An 18404-nucleotide genomic window follows, 5' to 3' on the forward strand; every position below is an offset into this window, starting at 1 on the left:
CTGTTTCTGCAACTGCAGCGCAATCCCCACACAGAATTCGAGGTTTTAGCTATGAACGTATTGATCATTGGCAGCGGCGGCCGTGAACACGCCCTGGCCTGGAAGGTAGCCCAGGACCCACGCGTCGAGAAAGTTTTCGTCGCCCCCGGCAACGCCGGTACCGCTACCGAAGCCAAGTGCGAGAACGTCGCCATTGACGTGCAGGCCATCGAGCAGTTGGCCGATTTCGCCGAGAAGAACGTTTCCCTGACCATCGTCGGCCCGGAAGTGCCATTGGTGGCTGGCGTGGTCGACCTGTTCCGCAGCCGTGGCCTGGACTGCTTCGGCCCTACCAAGGGCGCGGCGCAGCTGGAAGGTTCCAAGGCATTCGCCAAGGACTTCCTGGCCCGCCACAAGATCCCGACCGCCGAATACCAGAACTTCACCGAGATCGAGCCAGCCCTGGCCTACCTGCGTGAAAAAGGTGCGCCCATCGTCATCAAGGCCGACGGCCTGGCCGCCGGCAAAGGCGTGATCGTCGCCATGACCCTGGCCGAAGCCGAGGATGCGGTGCGTGACATGCTGGCCGGCAACGCCTTCGGCGAGGCAGGTTCGCGCGTGGTGATCGAGGAGTTCCTGGACGGCGAAGAAGCCAGCTTCATCGTCATGGTCGACGGCAAGAATGTGCTGCCCATGGCCACCAGCCAGGACCACAAGCGCGTCGGCAACGGCGACAGCGGCCCGAACACTGGCGGCATGGGTGCCTACTCCCCCGCCCCGGTGGTTACCGCCGACGTGCACCAGAAGGTCATGGACCAGGTGATCTGGCCGACCGTGCGCGGCATGGCCGAGGAAGGCAACGTCTACACCGGTTTCCTGTACGCGGGCCTGATGATCGACAAGGCCGGTAACCCGAAAGTCATCGAGTTCAACTGCCGTTTCGGTGACCCGGAAACCCAGCCGGTGATGCTGCGCCTGCAGTCGAGCCTGGTGCTGCTGGTCGAGGCCGCCCTGGCCCAGGCCCTGGACAAGGTAGAGGCCCAGTGGGACCCACGCCCGAGCATGGGCGTGGTGCTGGCAGCCGGTGGCTACCCCGCCGACTACGCCAAGGGCGACGCTATCCAGGGCCTGGACGCCGCGGCTCAGCTGCCTGGCAAGGTCTTCCATGCCGGCACCGCCTTGAACGGCGACCAGGTCGTGACCTCCGGCGGCCGCGTGCTATGCGCCACCGCTCTGGGCAATACCGTGGGTGAAGCGCAACAGCAAGCCTACGCCCTGGCGAGCAAGATCGACTGGAACGGCTGCTTCTACCGTACCGACATCGGCTACCGCGCCATTGCCCGGGAAAACGCCAAGTAACATCTCCTTACGCCTTGGGTAGCGGTTTTTCCCGTTACCCAGGGCCGTTCGGCCACTGGCCCTACGCTTTATCCTCCGCGCATAGTTATACTCAGTCATTAAACCTTCGAAGGGATTTCGCTGTGCGTTGGCTCAGGATCGCCATTTCATCGATTGTCTGTGCACTGACACTGCTGTGCGCGTACCCGGCCCTGGCCGAGTCCGGCAGCGGCTGGTCAGTATTGCTCGATGAACACGCGCACCTGCAACTGAGCGACGTACGCTCGGAGCGCTTCCAGAACCAGTTCGGCCCCCTTGAACTGAGCCAGCTGGCGCCCACCGCTCCCCATACCGCGCAATGGTTGCACTATCGCCTGCCACCAGGCCCCCACGAGCAGGTATTGCGCATTTTCGCGCCTGACCTGTCCGAACTCGAATTCTATGTACTGGACGGCGACACGCTGATCCGCCAGCAGCGTAGCGGCCGCGACAGCCTGGGCGTGGAACCTGCCCTGGCCAACACCGACATCCTGCTACCGGTGCCCATCAGCTCCCGCCCCCTGGACCTGTACCTGCGCCTGGCCTCGGCCCATCAATTGCGCCCCAGCGTGGCCTTGCTACCCGCCATAACCGCCGCGGCCGACCAGCGCCAGACCCTCCTGATGGGCCTGCTGTTCGGTTGCCTGGGCATGCTGGTGGTGCACAACCTGGCCCGCTACGCCTATAGCCGCTCCAGCAGCAGCCTGTGGCTGGCCGCGGCAGAGACACTGCTGACCCTGAGCGCGGCGATCCTGCTGAACCTCAGCGGCCCCTGGTTCGACACCTGGCACTCGCTGCGCACCACGGGTAGCTACCTGTCCCTGATGGTGGCCGCCATCTGCTGCCTGATGTTCACCCAGCGGTTCTTCGCGCCGCGCAACAGCCCGCTGATCGACCGCCTGCTGGCGTGCGCCAAGGTGTTGATCGGCCTCAGCGGCCTGTTGGTACTGCTGGTCGATGGCCTGCCCATCAACTCCATCACCTACGCCATGATGGTGGTGGGCGGCCTGGGCATGCTGCTCACGGCGGCCTGGCACTGGCAGCAGGGCTACCGCCCAGCGCGGCTGTTCACCTGGGCCATGCTGGTGCTCAACCTGGGCGTGCTGATCGTGCTGCCCGCCTTGCTGGTACTGACCCGTACCCCGCCCCAGTGGCTGGTGCTGGGCCTGATGGCCGTTGGCGCGCTGACCGGGCTGATGCTCAACACCGCCCTGAGCGAACGCTTGCGCACCATCAGCGAAGACCGCTTCAGCGCCAGCCGCGAACTGGCGGCCAGCACCGCGGAAATAAACGCCAAGGCAGAATTCCTGGCACGCATCAGCCACGAGATTCGCACCCCGATGAACGGCGTGCTGGGCATGACCGAGCTGCTGCTGGGCACCCCCCTGTCGGTCAAGCAGCGCGATTACGTGCAAACGATCCACAGCGCCGGCAACGAATTGCTGACACTGATCAACGAGATTCTCGACATTTCCAAGATCGAGTCCGGGCAGATCGAGCTCGATGACGTGCAGTTCGACCTCAGTGCCCTGATCGAAGAATGCCTGAATATCTTCCGCGCCAAAGCCGAACAGCAAAACGTCGAGCTGATCAGCTTCACCCAGCCCCAGGTACCCCAGGTCATCAGCGGTGACCCCACACGCCTGCGCCAGACCCTGCTGGCCCTGCTCGACCACGCCTTGAAGAAAACCGACGAAGGCGAAGTACTGCTGGTGGTGGCGCTGGACCAGCGCAGCGGCGAACCACGCCTGCGTATCGCCGTGCAGGACAGCGGCGTGCCCATCCCGCGCGATGAGCGCGACGCGCTGCTGCACAGTGAACTGCACAGCAAGAACCTGCTGTCGGGCAACGAAGTGGGTGGCCACCTGGGCCTGGTCATTGCCCGCCAGCTGATCCTGCTGATGAAAGGCGAATTCGGTATCAAGAGCGGCAGCCAGCAGGGCAGCACCCTGTGGCTGACCTTGCCCCTGGACCCCGAGCGCCTGGAACACCCGACCCTGGACCTGGACAGCCCCCTGCGCGGCGCCCGGGTGCTGGTGGTGGATGACAACGACACCTGCCGCAAAGTGCTGGTGCAGCAGTGCAGCGCCTGGGGCCTGAACGTGAGTTCGGTGCCCTCGGGCAAGGAAGCACTGGCCCTGCTGCGTACCAAGGCCCACCTGCGCGACTATTTCGACGCGGTGCTGCTGGACCAGAACATGCCCGGCATGACGGGCATGCAACTGGCCGCCAAGATCAAGGAAGACCCGAGCCTCAACCACGATATCCTGATCATCATGCTGACCGGCATCAGCAACGCACCGACCAAGATCATCGCCCGCAATGCCGGTATCAAGCGCATCCTGGCCAAGCCCGTGGCCGGCTATACCCTCAGAACCACCCTGGCCGACGAACTGGCGCAACGCGGGCAGGCGAATGCGCAGGCCAGCACGCCACCGGCCAGCGCCCCTGTCGCCGTGCCCGGTGACTTCCGCATTCTGGTCGCGGAGGACAACAGCATCTCCACCAAGGTTATCCGTGGCATGCTGGGCAAGCTCAACGTGCAGCCCGACACCGCCAGCAACGGCGAGGAGGCCCTGCGGGCCATGAAAGCCCAACGTTACGACCTGGTGCTGATGGACTGCGAAATGCCCATACTCGATGGCTTCTCCGCTACCCAGCAGTTGCGTGACTGGGAACTGGGCACCAACCGTGAGCGCACGCCGGTGGTGGCACTGACGGCGCACATCCTCACCGAACACAAGGAGCGCGCGCGTGAGGCCGGAATGGACGGGCACATGGCCAAGCCGATAGAACTGTCGCAATTGCGCGAGCTGATCGAGCACTGGGTGGCGCAACGCAACCAGGCACAAAGCCAGGCCAGCAATTCCTGAACGCCACACGCCACCCTGGCCGGCTTCCACAGTAAGACAGGCGAGCATCTCCCACGCTAGACTCTGCCGTCGCCCACCCTCCGCCAAGAGCCCTTACCCATGCTCCACACGTTGTTCAGCGTTTACCTGAAGATGCTGGTGCTCTACAGCCCGTTCTTCGTGCTCTCCTGTTTCATCGGTCTGTCGCGGGGCTACTCGCTGAGGGAACGCAAACGCCTGGCGTGGAAGGTGGCCTTGGGGGTACTGATCTCCAGCGTGCTGCTGTACCTGTTCGGCAGGGTAATCTTCAGTGTCTTCGGCATCACCGCCGATGCCTTCCGCATCGGTGCAGGCAGCGTGCTGTTCATCTCGGCGCTGGGCATGGCCCAAGGCAAGTCGGGGGTGCAGACCGACAACGTGCAGCAGGACGTGACCATCGTTCCCTTGACCATTCCCATCACCGTCGGCCCCGGAACCATTGGCGCTTTGCTGGTGATGGGCGTCAGCCAGCCGCACTGGGACGACAAGTTGATGGCCATCCTGAGTATCGCGCTGGCCAGCGTCACGGTCGGTCTGGTGCTTTACCTTTCCAACCGCATAGAACGGTTGCTGGGCGAGCAAGGGTTGCAGATTGTCAGCCGTTTGATGGGGCTGTTTGTCTGCGCCTTGGCCGCCCAGATCATTTTTACCGGCATAAAGGGCTATTTGGTACCTTGACCAGATCCAGCCCCTGAACGATCTTGCGCAGGTTGATACCCTTGAGTTTCTCGCGAATCTCTCCACGAAACGGCTCGTAGTCCTGCGGGTGAAAAGTATAAACCCCGCCGCTCATATAAAGTACGGCCTCGGGCTTGTGCTGGGTCGTCATGGGTCGCCCGCGCAGCTGCACGGCGAAGGTGGTAAGGGTAATTTCACCACGGCGGTTGAGGCTGCAGGGCACCACCACCCACGACCCAAGGCGCGCATTACCTGTGCCATCGGTGTTCAGCCAGGCAACGACGAACGCATAGATATCGAGTGTAGCCAACACCTCTTGACCAAGGTCCAGAAGACCTTGTGCATCATCAAAAGTGGCGACCTCCAGGGTCAAGTCGTCCAGCTCCTTGGTGTCGGACACAAATAAAGGCCGGCTGGTGATCGTGGTCAGGCGTTCGCAGCCATACTTTCTCAAACAGCTGTCAAAGTAATTCAGCCAACTCTGCCAGTGCAGGTCACGGTCATAGGTGCTGGTGGCAAAGCGATCAGCTTCCTGCATCAGAAAGCCGATGTCCGACCGGTTTTCCCTGGAAATACCGGCACTGAACGAGATCAAGTGTTCATCAGGGTTGAGCATCACCATCCCCCTTATCGACCCTTACCCAGTACTGATCAGTTTGACCAATCAGCGTATCCAGAACATCTTCACGCATGTCAGGATAAATCCAGGGGTCGGGGCAGGCGCTCATCCATATCGCGTGCACCTGCCCCTCCAACTGGCTGCTTTCGAACACGGTCTGCGTGATATCCCCCGCGAGCGGCTGACGAGTCCGAAAATGAACCAGAAGCACATCCATGGACGGGGATGAATGCCCAAAGCCGATCAACAGGGCAACCTGAAACAGCGGCGTGCTACCGTCAGGCAGGCAACTCACGGTTTGCTTGGCGAATCGGCTGCGAGCGGGCTCTACAAGCCCGTTTCCTGGCTGGAATATGGACATCAGGGCATCCAGGGAGAACGGCACGCCATTACGTGATAGCACCTTCAGAATATCTGGCCAGGTGATCGTCAGGTTGCCGGGAAAGCGATCACTGAATTCCAGCGCCCTGGGCATATCCCATCCCAACTTCCGCAGCGCGCGTTTATAGCTTTCAAACCATTGCGCGACCTCGCCCAATTTGTCGGACTTTGCCGACGCAAGCAACTGACCATACAAGCTGGAAAGCAATACATCCTGCTTGTGCTCGAGGGACATACCTGAATCGAGACACAGTAACTGCCCACCATTAAGCCAGGCTTCATCATGTTGAAGTTTCATGCTGTACTCCATGCACTTGGGAAACGCCGGCCGCCTGACGGCGGCCGCACGCTTCTGGAAATCAGGCCTTGGGCTTATTGATGCCAGTCAATTCATGGAGGGCGCGCAGGCGCTCTTCTCTCATCGCATCGCGGATGTGATCCCTGGTATCCTCGACGGCGTCCTCGTTCATCCAGAACACCGTATTGGCCTGATAAATAGCAACCTCAGAACTGTCCCAGGTGGAGAACAGCACGGTTGTGGAAGATGCCTTGGTATCGTACTGAACAAGACCATAGGCCATGCACACTTCATCGTTGATTTGCGTCACGGCACCAATACCGAAGTTGGCACCGCGGTCTTTCATGGCGTTGCGGTCGAACATGTCGACAGCCTCTTTATCCTTGCTCACCGCCTCAAGGGCGTTTCGCGCAGTGTCCATCAGGCCCAATGCAGCCGAACCACCAGTAGCCGCCATGGTTGCGGTTATAGCGGCACCTTTGAGGATTTCCAGCGCAATTTTGTCCATGCTGAAGTTTTTCTCGGTGGACGTGAACGCGCGGTAGGAACCGCCGCTCTCCACCCAGCCCGCCGTGGCCATTAAGGTGACGAAATCCTTATACCAACGCTCGCCCGATTCCTTACCCCCAGGATTTCTCTTGTCTGCCGTTGTCGTGGCAAACAGGTAGGCGTTCTTGAGGTCTTTGATATTCTGTTTGGAGACGCCCTCCGTGAATGACATCACACTATTATTCACCACGGCGGCCGACGGGGTGCTCTCTTCTTCACCACGTACGCTAAAGATCACGTCATTACGCAACTCGCGCAGTTTGGCGATGCGCTCGGCTTTGGTCATCGTGTAGTTCTGGTTCATGGCAATTCCCTTTGGTTGGAAACAAGCCCTGCATGGACTTGATGCCGCACAAATTAGGGCAGCGTGCCGACACTGGGAACGGGGAAACGCTCCACCCCGGTTAAAGACAGCTAAAGGGCATGGCGTTTCAATGCCCATAGGCGAGCGGCGTGCGAACTTCCCCACTACCCTCCGCCACGGCGCGAAGCGCTGGGGTGAAAGTGATAGAGAAAGCCCTTCAGGCGCAGCACGACTTTCCGGGCGTTTTCCGTCCACAGCCCGTAGTCCCGCGTTTCAGCCCCGTCCTTTGCGACGAGGAATGGGGGCTTTTACCTGTACCGCCATTCCTCGCCAATACTCAAGGTTTCTGGCCGTACCACCGCGGCGTATAGACCCAGCTACCTCCCCCATTGCGTGGGAAAGAGCAGGTCGTGGAGGAACCCACCAATACCATTGTGCGCATATCCACCTGCTCCGGCGTCAATTCGCCCAGTGTGATGTTGCGCAGGGTCTGGCCAGGGCGGCCGATGTCGCGCCCCAATACCACGGGGGTTTCGGGGGTTCTATGCTGGCGCACGATTTCCAGCGCACGGCCCAGTTGCCACGGGCGTGAGCGGGAAATGGGGTTGTAGAACGCCAGCGCCAGGTCGGCCTGGCAGGCCAGGTCCAGGCGCTTCTCGATGATGCCCCAGGGCTTGAGGTTGTCGGACAGCGACATCACGCAGAAATCATGCCCCAGCGGCGCGCCGGCCTGGGCTGCGGTGGCCAGGGAGGCGGACACCCCCGGCAGGATTTCCAGCTCCACATTATGCCAGGCTGGGTCGCTGGATTCGTGCAGCGCTTCCAGCACGGCGGCGGCCATGGCGAACACGCCGGGGTCGCCCGATGACACCACCACCACCGACCGGCCCTGGCACGCCAGTTCGAAGGCATGGCGGGCGCGCTGCATTTCTTCACGATTGTCGGTGCAATGCAGCACTTGGTCCGGGCGAAATGGCCCGGCCATGCGCACATAGGTCTCGTAACCCAGAATATCGTTGGCCCGCGCCAGTTGCGCTTTCACCGCCGGCACCATGAGCTCGGCAGCCCCCGGCCCCAGGCCGATCACCGCCAACCGGCCGCGCTCACGTCCGATACGCGACACGTCCAGCGGCTGCTTGGCCACGGCAATGGCCAACTGTGCGCTGACGCTCAGGGCCGGCAACAGTTGCGGCACTGCCTGTTCGGCCAGGTGGCTGATGCTGGCCGAAGGCGGCGCGAAGCGCAGGGCCACGTCCAGTTCGCGGGCAGCTTCGCGCAGCGCCGGGCTGGCCATCTGGGTGTCGCTGGCCAGCAGGCACGCCAGCGAGGGCAAGGCAATCCGGGCGTTATCCAGGGCTGCGCGCACACTGGCGGCAATATCCGGCAACCCGGCGTCGACCGCCACCAGCACGTTTTTCGGGTAAATCAGCAACTCGTTGGTCGAGGGCTCACGCGCCGTGCAACCGACGTGAATGGCCAACTGCGCTTGGTCGTCCTGCGGCAAGTGGGCATCGGCGAGCCAGGGCGCTGCCCCCTCGATGCGCACGCTTTCGCCTGCCAGCAGGTCGCTGACGAAGCGCTTGCCCAACTCCAGGTCCGCCAAGGCATAGCCGCTGGGCGGGTTGAGCAGGCAGGTGCCGAAGCGCAACTCACCGCTGGTGGTGATGGCTGCCGCCACGCCCAGGCCGGCACCCAACTGGCGGGCCATGACATTGACCCCGCCCAGCCCGCCGAGCAACGGCACCACCGCACTACCATCCTCGGCCACCGCCAGTACCGGTGGCTCGGCGCCCTTGTCCAGCAACACGCTGGCCAGGCAGCGGATGACGATACCCGCTGCGCACAGGGCAATGATCGGTACGTCCTGCTGATACAGCTGGCGCAGGTTGGCGCCGAAGTCCGTATAAGTCCGGTCGGCGCCCTCGACCCGTTCGGCCAGGCCGTGGATCAAGGCATCGGGGTAGACCTGCTGAATACGCCGGGCCGTGGCCAGGCTGCCAGTGCCGAGAATGACAATGGCCGGAGCATGCATGTTGATCATCCCTGCCACCGTTCGCCCGGCACGATGATCAACGAGAAGTACGGCGATGAGGTTGGGTCCACCTCATTGATCGGCACGATCTTCTGGTTGCTCATGGTCGCGCGCTCCACGTACAGCGCCCGCTCGGCCAGGCCGAGCTCAGCCAGCACCGCGAGCACCTTGGGGAAGTTGCGCCCCAGCTTCATGACCACGGCTGCGTCGGCATCGGCCAGGCGGCGCTTGAGCTCCTCGGGCGGCAGCACGCCGGACAGTACCGACAGGCTCTGGTTGCGGTACACCAGCGGCGCGCCAAGCACCGAGGCACCTCCGAGCATCGAGCAGACGCCCGGGATCACCTGGGCTTCGTAACGCTCGGCCAGGCGGTCATGCAGGTACATGTAGGAACCGTAGAACATCGGGTCGCCTTCGCAGATAACCGCTACATCGCGGCCGGCGTCCAGGTGCGCGGCCACGTCCAGGCTGGCGGTGTCGTAGAAGTCGCTGATCACCTGCTCATAAGACAGCGGCGCGGGCAGTACCTCGGTGGTCACCGGGTACACCAGCGGCAACAGCGTCTGGGCGTGCTGCAAGTGGCCCTCGATGATGCCGAAGGCATTGCCCTTCTTGCCCTTGGCCACGAAATAGGCCACCACCGGCGCCTCGCGCAGCAGGCGAAGGGCCTTGACGGTGATCAGTTCCGGGTCGCCGGGGCCCACGCCCAGGCCGAGCAAACGTCCGCGAGCCTGCATCATTCGACCTCCGTGGCCAGGGCATTGACCGCCGCGCACGCCATGGCGCTACCGCCGCGACGGCCTTCGACGATCACGAAGGGAATGCCACGGCTGTCGGCTGCCAGCATCGCCTTGGATTCCGCCGCGCCGACAAAACCCACCGGGAAGCCCAATATCAGTGCTGGCTTCGGTGCCCCAGCGTCGATCATTTCCAGCAGGTAAAACAGCGCCGTGGGGGCGTTGCCGATCACTACCACCGCGCCTTCCAGATGCGGGCGCCACAGTTCCAGGGCCACTGCTGAACGCGTGTTGCCCAACTCGCGGGCCAACTCCGGCACGCTGTCATCGCGCAGGGTACAGATCACTTCGTTGTTGGCCGGCAGGCGCGCGCGGGTGATGCCTTCGGACACCATGCGCGCATCGCACAGGATCGGTGCACCTTTGGCCAGGGCTTCGCGGCCGGCCGTGCCAGCGCCAGGGGAGAACCGCAGGTGCTGCACCACGTCCACCAGGCCGCAGGCATGGATGACCCGCACGGCGAGTTTTTCCAGGTCTGCGGGAATGCCGCTCAGGTCCGCCTCCGCGCGAATGATGGCGAAGGAGTTGCGATAGATCTCTTGACCGTCGCGGATGTAATCAATCATCGGTGTTGCTCCGTGGGCAGGCGGGCCAGCAGGTCGCTGGCCGCTTGCAGGTCTAGATTGCGCGCGCGCAGGGCACCGAAACCCGGTTGCCCGGCGTCACGCAGATACAGGTCGTAATGGCCAGCCGAGGTGGCCAGCAAGGTGGCCGGCGCCACATGGGCGGCGGCACAGGATCGGGGGCAGCCGCACAGGTGCACGGCTTGCGGCGCAGGCAAAAGGGTCGCCAGCACGCGGGCATCGGCCTTGGTGTCGGCCAGGCCTTTCTTGCAGCCGGCACTGCCGGTACAGGCGATAAGCCCGGCCAACGGCTCGGTGCTGCTGCACAACAGGCCCAGGGCGGACAGCTCCAGGGTCAGCGCCGCGGCATCACCAGCATCGACGAAGGGCAGCAGCACGCTTTGCCAGGGCGTCAGGCGCAAGGTGCCGTCACCATAGTGTTCGGCCAGGCGTGCAAGGCCTCGCAGCATGCCAGGGTCGAGGCGCCCTAGCGGTGGCGCCGCGCCGACGAATACCTGCTCCGCCTGCCGCTGTGGGTAAGTCCCCAGGCAGTCGCTGCCCGCCGCTTGAACAGGGAAAGGCCCAGGCCACAGGTCGAGGGACAACGGCGCGATGAAATCCTGTGGGCTCATGCCCTCAAGCACATGGCGCATGCGCGTCTGCTCCGGGCGGGCGACATCGAGAAAGCGCTCCAGCACGGCGATCACCAGGGCGTGGCCCTGTTCCGGTGCCACCGCCGCCAGCGCCGTGCCGGGGCAACCGGCCAGGCCGAAGCCCAGCCCCATCCGCCCCTGCACCGTGACCGGGGCCAGCCACAGGTCATGGGCATGCTCGTGCATGGCCAGGGCTTCACCGCCATCGAGCAGCACCGCGAACTTGGCCGACAGTTCATGCAGCCGACCTCGGCTTTCCAGGCTGTGCAGGATCCGAGCGGCCAATGGCCGGGTATCGAAGCGCATCCTGGGGTCGATACCGGCGCTGGGGCTGAGCATCAGGTTGCGCACATCGTCGCCACCGCTGTTGCGCGGGCCCAGGCCTGCAGCCAACAGACCTTCGAGCATGGCCGGATGCGACCCCGTGATGCCGCGAATCTGCAGGTTGGCGCGGTTGGTTGCCTCCACGACCCCACCGGCGAAACGTTCAGCAGCATCGGCCACGGCCCGCGCCTGCGGGGCAGTCAGCTCACCGCCTGCCAGCTTGATGCGGCATATGCCGCCATCCAGCGCCTGGACGATGCGCAGCAACCCCGGGCAGGCCGAGGGGCGGATCGAAACAGGGGGTTGGGTTGGGCTCAAGGGGGCGTCCGGCAATCGTGAAAAGGCGTTGTCAGTGTAGAAGGCGCGGTATTATGCCTGCTTTGTCCGAAGGCATGAAAAGCCTGCCCGTCGGAATCGCTGGTTATGAGGAAGATTCATGTCACCTTGGCTGACAATCGTAGGCATTGGTGAGGACGGCTATCCCGGCCTTGGCAAGACTGCCCGCCATGCGCTGCTCAATGCCACCCGCATTTTTGGCAGCCCACGCCAGCTGGCGTTACTGCCCCATTGCATTCGTGCCACACAGGTCGCGTGGCCCAGCCCCTTCACCCTTGAGCCCGTGCTGGCCTCGCGCGGCGAGCCCGTGTGCGTGCTGGCCAGTGGCGACCCGATGCTGTTCGGCGTGGGTGCCAGCCTGGCCCGCCAGGTGCCACAAGGCGAGTTGCTGATTCACCCCGCCCCCTCTTCGTTGTCGCTGGCGGCGGCACGGCTGGGCTGGCCGTTGCAAGATGTCGTGACCCTGTCGGTGGTAGCGCGCCCTGTCGCCGCGCTCAACGCACAGCTGGCCAATGGCGTGCGCCTGCTGGTGCTGAGCAACGATGGCCATAGCCCGGCAGCCATCGCGCAACTGCTTCGCGAGCGCGGTTATGGGGCCAGCCTCATGACCGTACTCGAACATCTGGGTGGCCCGCAGGAACAGCGCCGGGACGGCACCGCCGCCACCTGGCCTGAACCGCCCGTGGCCGATCTCAACGTGCTGGCCATCGACTGCCGCGCTGACCTGCACGCACCACGCCTGTCACGCCTGGCCGGCCTGCCCGACAGCGCCTTCAGCCATGACGGCCAGATCACCAAGCGTGACGTGCGTGCCATCACCCTCGCCCGCCTGGCGCCACAGCCCGGCGAGCTGCTATGGGACGTAGGCGCCGGCAGCGGCTCCATCGGCATTGAATGGATGCGCGCGCATCCCAGTTGCCGCACCCTGGCCATCGAATCGGACGAGGGCCGTCAACGATTGATCGAGCACAACCGTGATGCCCTGGGCGTTCCCGGCCTGCAGCTGATACGCGGCCGTGCGCCCCAGGCGCTGGAAAGCCTGGAACGTCCCGATGCGATATTCATCGGCGGCGGCGTCACCCGCGACGGCGTGTTCGACACCTGCTGGCAGCAGCTCAAGCCCGGGGGCCGCCTGGTGGCCAACGCCGTGACCTTGCAGAGCGAAATGGCCCTGGCCCACTGGCGCGAACAGCATGGCGGCGAGCTTACCCGCATCCATGTCGCCCAGGCTCAGCCACTGGGCGCCTTTGATACCTGGCGCCAGGCGCTGCCCATTACCTTGCTGGAATTGGTGAAGGCTTCGGACGTGGCCCCATGAGGCGCATTCTGCTGCTGGGCGGCGTGACCGAAGCGCTGGCCATTGCCCGCACGTTGGGGCCCGCGCACATCTATAGCCTGGCCGGGGTAGGACGTGTGCCCACGGACCTGCGCTGCCAGGTACGAGTCGGCGGCTACGGCGGCGCCGACGGTCTCGCCAGCTTCATTCGCAGCGAAGGCATCGGCCTGCTGATCGACGCCACTCACCCCTATGCCGCGCAGATCAGCGCCAACGCCGTAGCCGCTGCCCGTGCCGCTGGCATCGAATGCTGGGCCCTGCGCCGCCCGGCGTGGCAGCCCCAGACCGGTGATGACTGGCGCGAATTCGATGGCTGGCCCGCGCTGATCCAGGCATTGGCGCCGTTCAAGCGCCCGCTGTTCACCCTGGGGCGCGAGCCATTGCAACACCTCGATGATATTCCGCCTGAGCAGTTCTGGACGTTACGTGCGCTGGAGAGCTGCCCCGGCAACGAACGCTGCGAAGTGATCGGTGCGCGCGGGCCATTTGCGCTGGAAGATGAGCGCGCACTGTTTCAGCGTCGGCGTATCGACGTGCTGATCAGCAAGAACAGCGGTAGCGCGGCTACCGAGCCGAAACTTCAGGTGGCGCGCGAGCTTGCGATACCCGTGCTGGTGCTCAAGCGGCCAACGCTTCCTGCCGTCGACCAATCGTTTTCAAGCCTTGCCGGGCTCATGGTTGCACTCCAGGGCACGTAACGGTGTGCAGTACTTCCACCAGGGCTTTGCAAGAGTTGCGGGCGCAATGACGTCAACGCGCACTGGCACTATTTTCCGCGGCATTGTAAAGCGGCGTGAAGACAGACTTGTTCAAGCGATTGTGACCATCAGGCGCTGTCAAGGTACCGATGATCTCGGGGTCTTTCCCAACAGCGGTTTCCAACAAGATAGGGCCACCGCTATTGCCGCCTAGAGGCTCGCAGCTCGGCATGGACAACTTGTCGCCTTCCAAGCCGCTTTTTCCGCCGCGGCTATAGCACATGTACTGCCTGCCATCTCCATGCCCGGACTGTACGGGCCCGGGATACCCCAACAGAGTAACCCAGTTGAATGTATCGTCATCGGTGAGAAAGCGGGGAATAAAGCCGCCACCTACTACCTCCTGCAAAGCCTTGTTGTTTTGTGGATAAATACGCGCCACGGCCAGATCGAGACTTCCAGCCCCCCAAAAACTGTAAGGGTTATCAGCGACCTCCTGTGGCAAGAACGCTCGCTGGATGGGCCAATAGCCAAACGGCGCTTGTTCCGCGCCCTCTGCCGCCCCATTATAAGCAGGTACAAACATCAGCTGTGTATCCCACGTCAACGGAAACTTCGGGGCATTCATTACGCAATGCGCGCCGGTGACAATCAAACTTTTCGACTCCGAGTCAATGATGGAGGCGGAACAATGCGCATCCAACGGCTGTGCCCCACTCGGGCGATGGAAAAACAACATGCCGACCCATCGACTTTTAACATCAGCTGCATAGGGCGCAGGCAGTGCAGTATAGCCATAGACATCGCCTCCAGGTGTCAGAATCGGCTCCTCTGGCCGGCCGCTGTAACTGGCCTCGACTTTCTCCGCGTTTTTCATTCTGGCGGGCGTCCAGTAGGCCAACACTTCTACTGCATCCTGTTCAGGACTAATCCCCACGCGTGGGGCCAGCGATTGAAACGGCCTGAACGGAGAATAGATAATGCCAACCATCAGCAGCCCGACAAGCAAAACGATTGCCACTACTCGAAACAAGACCGAACGGTGAAAAATAGGTTTCATCGCACACCCCTGCCTTCATCAACAGCTGCTATTAGTTTCAAACATTGCAGCCGGACTTATACCCAACCTACGCCGACTGAAAACAACCTGCAATCAAGGTATGATCATTTTCAATCGCATGCGCATAGTCAGTTATTTTCCAGATCCCGAATAAAAACAAAACCTAATACTGTCACTACACAAACACAACAACAACCGACAGTAGCGGCATGGCCCCAGAAACTGCATAACAAGCCTATATTGACCCTGACCAATTAACGGGTTGCGACATATGGCTTGAACAGGAGTTATTTCGACGTCCGGCACAGCTACCACAATAGGCGTCAAATCTGCACATTGGGGCTGTGAAAAAAGCCTCTATCGTGGATAATTCCCCCGCCGTCATCCCACACGCTGCTCATGGACGTACACCATGCTCAAGAAAGTGCTGTTAGCGTTGACCTTGCTCGCCCCGGCCTTCATGGCCCACGCCCAGGATATTCAGGTACTGCAACCCTGGTCTCAGGAACTGCCGCCCAACGCGCCCACCGTGGCGGCCTACCTGACCCTGCGCAACGACGGCAACGCCGCCGACCGCCTGCTGGGCGCCGATAGCCCCATCGCCGGGAGCGTCGAGATCCACCAGCACATGAACAGCGACGGCATGATGACCATGGCCCACGTGGAAGCCGTCAACATCGGCCCCGGCGAACAGGCTACCTTCCAGCCCATGGGCTACCACCTGATGCTGCTGGACCTCAAGGACCGCAGCCAACTGCAGGACGGCGGCCACTTCCCGCTGACGCTGCACTTCAAGCAGGCCGGTGACATCAACGTGCAAGTGGTGGTCCTCAAGCAGGCACCCACGGCCGCCCCCTAAGCCATGAGCCGCCGCGCCGCCCACAGGCCTTCCGCCCCCCGCCCACCTCGGGCGACCTGGCTGAGCCTGTTCGCCATGCTGATGATCTTCATCGGCCCGCTTGTGTCCCAGGCGATGCCGATGGAGCACGAGCGCGGTGTGGCCATGGAAATGCCCATGGACATGCCCGGCATGGACATGGGCAACCACCACGGCGACCCGGCGCTGCACCCCCTGTGGGAAAAATGCGGCTATTGCAGCCTGTTCTTCCACACTCCGGCGCTACCCACCACACCCGATCCCCTGCCGCTGGCCAAGCCCGCCACCGTGGCAGGGTGGGTGCCAACCACACGCCAGGGCCATGCCCGCCAGGCCATCTTCCCGGGCGCCATGACCCGCGCCCCGCCGACTACCCACTTCCTCTAGCCAACCTTCACGCCATGCCCCGCCACGCTGCGATTCGCCGCAGTGGGTGCGTGCCCGTGCCTATTTGACTGATTGAAGTTGGAACATTCATGTCCAGGTCTACCCCTGCCTTTGCGCTGTCGCGCAAGCGCACCGCTGCCGCGCTATGCGGCACCCTGTTGAGCCCGGTTGTCATCGCCGCCGAACCTGTCGATGCCACCGAACTGAGCCCTACCGTCATCACTGCCGTGGCGCCCAGCTCACCGCTGACCATCGTCACCAACCCCAAGGACCCACGCCAGCCCGTGCCGGCCAGTGACGGCGCCGACTACCTGAAGACCATTCCCGGTTTCTCTGCCATCCGCAGCGGCGGCACCAACGGCGACCCGGTGCTGCGCGGCATGTTCGGCTCGCGGCTGAATATCCTCACCAACGGCGGCAACGTGCTGGGCGCCTGCCCCAACCGCATGGACGCGCCCACGTCCTACATCGCCCCGGAAACCTTCGACCGCCTCACCGTGATCAAGGGCCCGCAGACCGTGCAGTGGGGGCCAGGGGCATCGGCTGGCACCATCCTGTTCGAGCGTGAACCCGAGCACTTCGGCGAGCTGGGCAGCCGCTTCAATGCCAGCCTGCTGGCCGGTTCCAACGGCCGCTTCGACAAGGTGGTGGATGCCGCCGTGGGCAACGCTGACGGCTACGCCCGCTTCGTCGGCAACACCTCGCAGTCCGATGATTACAAGGATGGCAACGGCGACACCGTGCCGTCGCGCTGGGACAAATGGAACGGCGATGTCGCCCTGGGCTGGACGCCCGATCCCGACACCCTGCTGGAACTCACGGCCGGCAAGGGCGACGGCGAATCCCGCTATGCCGGGCGCGGCATGGACGGCACCCAGTTCAAGCGCGAAAGCCTGGGCATGCGCTTCGAGAAGAGCAACCTCGGCGAGGTACTCGACAAGGTAGAGGCCCAGGTCTACTACAACTACGCCGACCACGTGATGGACAACTACACCCTGCGCACCCCGTCCGGCACCGGCATGATGGCGGGCCCGATGGCCAGCAACCCCGACCGTCGCACCCTGGGCGCACGCATCAAGGCCACCTGGAAATGGGCCGACTGGCAACTGCTCAGCGGCCTCGACGCCCAGGCCAGCGAGCACCGCAAGCGCAGCGCCATGGGCGTGGACGCCTACAAGCATGTGCCCCGAAGCAAGGACGCCGAGATGCAGGACTTCGGTGTGTTCAGCGAACTGACCTGGTATGCCACGGGCAACGACCGGGTCATCGGCGGCGCCCGCGTGGACCGTGCCCAGGCCAGGGACTACCGCCAGACCACCGGTTCGGGCATGAGTGCCAGCGCCAATCCCACGGCCGACGACACCCGCGTGCAGACCTTGCCCAGCGGTTTCCTGCGCTATGAGCATGACCTGGCGGCAGTGCCGGCCACCACCTACATCGGCCTGGGCCATGTGCAGCGCTTTCCCGATTACTGGGAGCTGTTCTCGCCCACTTCAGGCCCGGGAGCCGTCAACGCCTTCCACGACCTGAAACCGGAAAAAACAACCCAGCTGGATGTCGGTATCCAGTACAGGACCGAGCAGGTGGAAGCCTGGGCCTCGGGCTACGTTGGCCAGGTGCGCGACTTCATCCTGTTCGACTACACCGGCAGCAACTCCCAGGCCCGCAACGTCGACGCGCGCATCATGGGCGGCGAGCTGGGCGCGGCCTACACGCTCGCCGAACATTGGAAAGCCGACGCCACCCTGGCCTACGCCTGGGGCAAGAACACCAGCGACGGCAAGGCCTTGGCGCAGATGCCGCCACTGGAGTCACGCCTGGGCCTGACCTACAGCCAGCAAGACTGGAGTGCGGGCGCGTTGTGGCGCGTGGTGGCCGCACAGAACCGCGTGGACATCGGCGCGGGCAACGTGGTGGGCAAGGATTACGAAAAGAGTCCGGGCTTCGGTGTGTTCTCGCTCAACGGCGCCTACCGCATCAACAAGCACCTGAAGGTGAGCGCCGGGGTCGACAACCTGCTTGACAAAAACTATTCGGAGCACCTGAACCTGGCGGGCAACGCCGGCTTCGGCTACCCGGCCAGCGACCCGCAGGCCGTGAACGAAACCGGCCGTACCCTGTGGACGAAGGTGGATCTGAGCTTCTGACGCTATTGGGCGGCACAACGAGCGTGTCGCCCTCTTTTAATGTGAACGATAGCAACCGGATCCGCCCCTTGAGGACGCCCAGCGAGCTTCCCGCACGCTTGCTGGCAAAGCACACTCT

Annotated in this window: 16 protein-coding genes; 8 read left to right on the plus strand and 8 right to left on the minus strand. The window is 63.3% G+C overall.

The window, feature by feature from the left end:
* The first annotated feature begins 51 nt into the window (after positions 1-51).
* The 3 genes from purD (at position 52) to QBK88_RS07630 (ending at position 4925) form a co-directional block, all read left to right on the plus strand.
* Positions 52-1338, plus strand: a complete 1287-nt coding sequence (gene purD, locus QBK88_RS07620; protein WP_277961572.1) for a phosphoribosylamine--glycine ligase — start codon at positions 52-54, stop codon at positions 1336-1338.
* A gap of 122 nt (positions 1339-1460) precedes the next feature.
* Positions 1461-4229 carry a hybrid sensor histidine kinase/response regulator gene (locus QBK88_RS07625; protein WP_277961573.1) on the plus strand — a complete coding sequence of 923 codons (2769 nt, stop codon included), beginning with the start codon at positions 1461-1463 and terminating at the stop codon, positions 4227-4229.
* A 99-nt stretch (positions 4230-4328) separates the two neighbouring features.
* Positions 4329-4925 (plus strand): MarC family protein, encoded by a 597-nt coding sequence (locus QBK88_RS07630; RefSeq protein WP_277961574.1) that lies wholly within the window; start codon positions 4329-4331, stop codon positions 4923-4925.
* On the opposite strand, the gene QBK88_RS07635 is transcribed toward QBK88_RS07630, so the two are convergent.
* The 7 genes from QBK88_RS07635 to cobG form a co-directional block, all read right to left on the minus strand.
* Positions 4894-5541, minus strand: coding sequence for a hypothetical protein (locus QBK88_RS07635; protein WP_277961575.1), 648 nt, complete (start codon positions 5539-5541; stop codon positions 4894-4896). The two genes, QBK88_RS07630 and QBK88_RS07635, sit on opposite strands and share 32 nt — an antisense overlap.
* On the minus strand, positions 5528-6223 hold the full coding sequence (locus tag QBK88_RS07640) for a hypothetical protein (protein WP_277961576.1): 696 nt from the start codon (positions 6221-6223) through the stop codon (positions 5528-5530). Before QBK88_RS07640 ends, QBK88_RS07635 begins: the two co-directional genes overlap by 14 nt.
* A gap of 61 nt (positions 6224-6284) precedes the next feature.
* Positions 6285-7076, minus strand: a complete 792-nt coding sequence (locus tag QBK88_RS07645; protein ID WP_277961577.1) for a hypothetical protein — start codon at positions 7074-7076, stop codon at positions 6285-6287.
* 337 nt (positions 7077-7413) lie between these two features.
* On the minus strand, positions 7414-9117 hold the full coding sequence (gene cobJ / locus QBK88_RS07650; protein ID WP_277961578.1) for a precorrin-3B C(17)-methyltransferase: 1704 nt from the start codon (positions 9115-9117) through the stop codon (positions 7414-7416).
* Positions 9114-9848, minus strand: coding sequence for a precorrin-2 C(20)-methyltransferase (locus QBK88_RS07655; protein WP_445764906.1), 735 nt, complete (start codon positions 9846-9848; stop codon positions 9114-9116). The genes cobJ and QBK88_RS07655 overlap by 4 nt, the downstream gene beginning before the upstream one ends.
* Complete coding sequence (locus QBK88_RS07660) at positions 9845-10471, minus strand: precorrin-8X methylmutase (protein WP_268145845.1); 627 nt, start codon at positions 10469-10471, stop codon at positions 9845-9847. The genes QBK88_RS07655 and QBK88_RS07660 overlap by 4 nt, the downstream gene beginning before the upstream one ends.
* A complete protein-coding gene (gene cobG / locus QBK88_RS07665) occupies positions 10468-11763 on the minus strand; it encodes a precorrin-3B synthase (protein ID WP_277961579.1) in 1296 nt (431 codons plus the stop codon). Before cobG ends, QBK88_RS07660 begins: the two co-directional genes overlap by 4 nt.
* A 118-nt stretch (positions 11764-11881) precedes the next feature.
* On the opposite strand from cobG, the gene cbiE reads away from it, so the two are divergent.
* Positions 11882-13099, plus strand: a complete 1218-nt coding sequence (gene cbiE, locus QBK88_RS07670; protein ID WP_277961580.1) for a precorrin-6y C5,15-methyltransferase (decarboxylating) subunit CbiE — start codon at positions 11882-11884, stop codon at positions 13097-13099.
* Positions 13096-13815, plus strand: a complete 720-nt coding sequence (locus QBK88_RS07675; protein ID WP_277961581.1) for a cobalt-precorrin-6A reductase — start codon at positions 13096-13098, stop codon at positions 13813-13815. Before cbiE ends, QBK88_RS07675 begins: the two co-directional genes overlap by 4 nt.
* A 52-nt stretch (positions 13816-13867) precedes the next feature.
* Here QBK88_RS07675 and QBK88_RS07680 read toward each other — a convergent pair whose 3' ends face one another.
* A complete protein-coding gene (locus tag QBK88_RS07680) occupies positions 13868-14875 on the minus strand; it encodes a hypothetical protein (RefSeq protein ID WP_277961582.1) in 1008 nt (335 codons plus the stop codon).
* A gap of 412 nt (positions 14876-15287) precedes the next feature.
* Between QBK88_RS07680 and QBK88_RS07685 the strand changes: the two genes are divergently transcribed.
* The 3 genes from QBK88_RS07685 (at position 15288) to QBK88_RS07695 (ending at position 18286) form a co-directional block, all read left to right on the plus strand.
* Positions 15288-15734: a copper chaperone PCu(A)C gene (locus QBK88_RS07685; RefSeq protein ID WP_277961583.1), complete on the plus strand. Its 447-nt coding sequence runs from the start codon at positions 15288-15290 to the stop codon at positions 15732-15734.
* A 3-nt stretch (positions 15735-15737) separates the two neighbouring features.
* A complete protein-coding gene (locus QBK88_RS07690) occupies positions 15738-16139 on the plus strand; it encodes a DUF2946 domain-containing protein (RefSeq protein WP_277961584.1) in 402 nt (133 codons plus the stop codon).
* Between the two features lie 89 nt (positions 16140-16228).
* Positions 16229-18286 carry a TonB-dependent copper receptor gene (locus QBK88_RS07695; protein WP_277961585.1) on the plus strand — a complete coding sequence of 686 codons (2058 nt, stop codon included), beginning with the start codon at positions 16229-16231 and terminating at the stop codon, positions 18284-18286.
* Positions 18287-18404: the final 118 nt, after the last annotated feature.

This window comes from Pseudomonas sp. RIT-To-2 (genome assembly GCF_029623465.1).
Lineage (GTDB): Bacteria > Pseudomonadota > Gammaproteobacteria > Pseudomonadales > Pseudomonadaceae > Aquipseudomonas > Aquipseudomonas silvicola.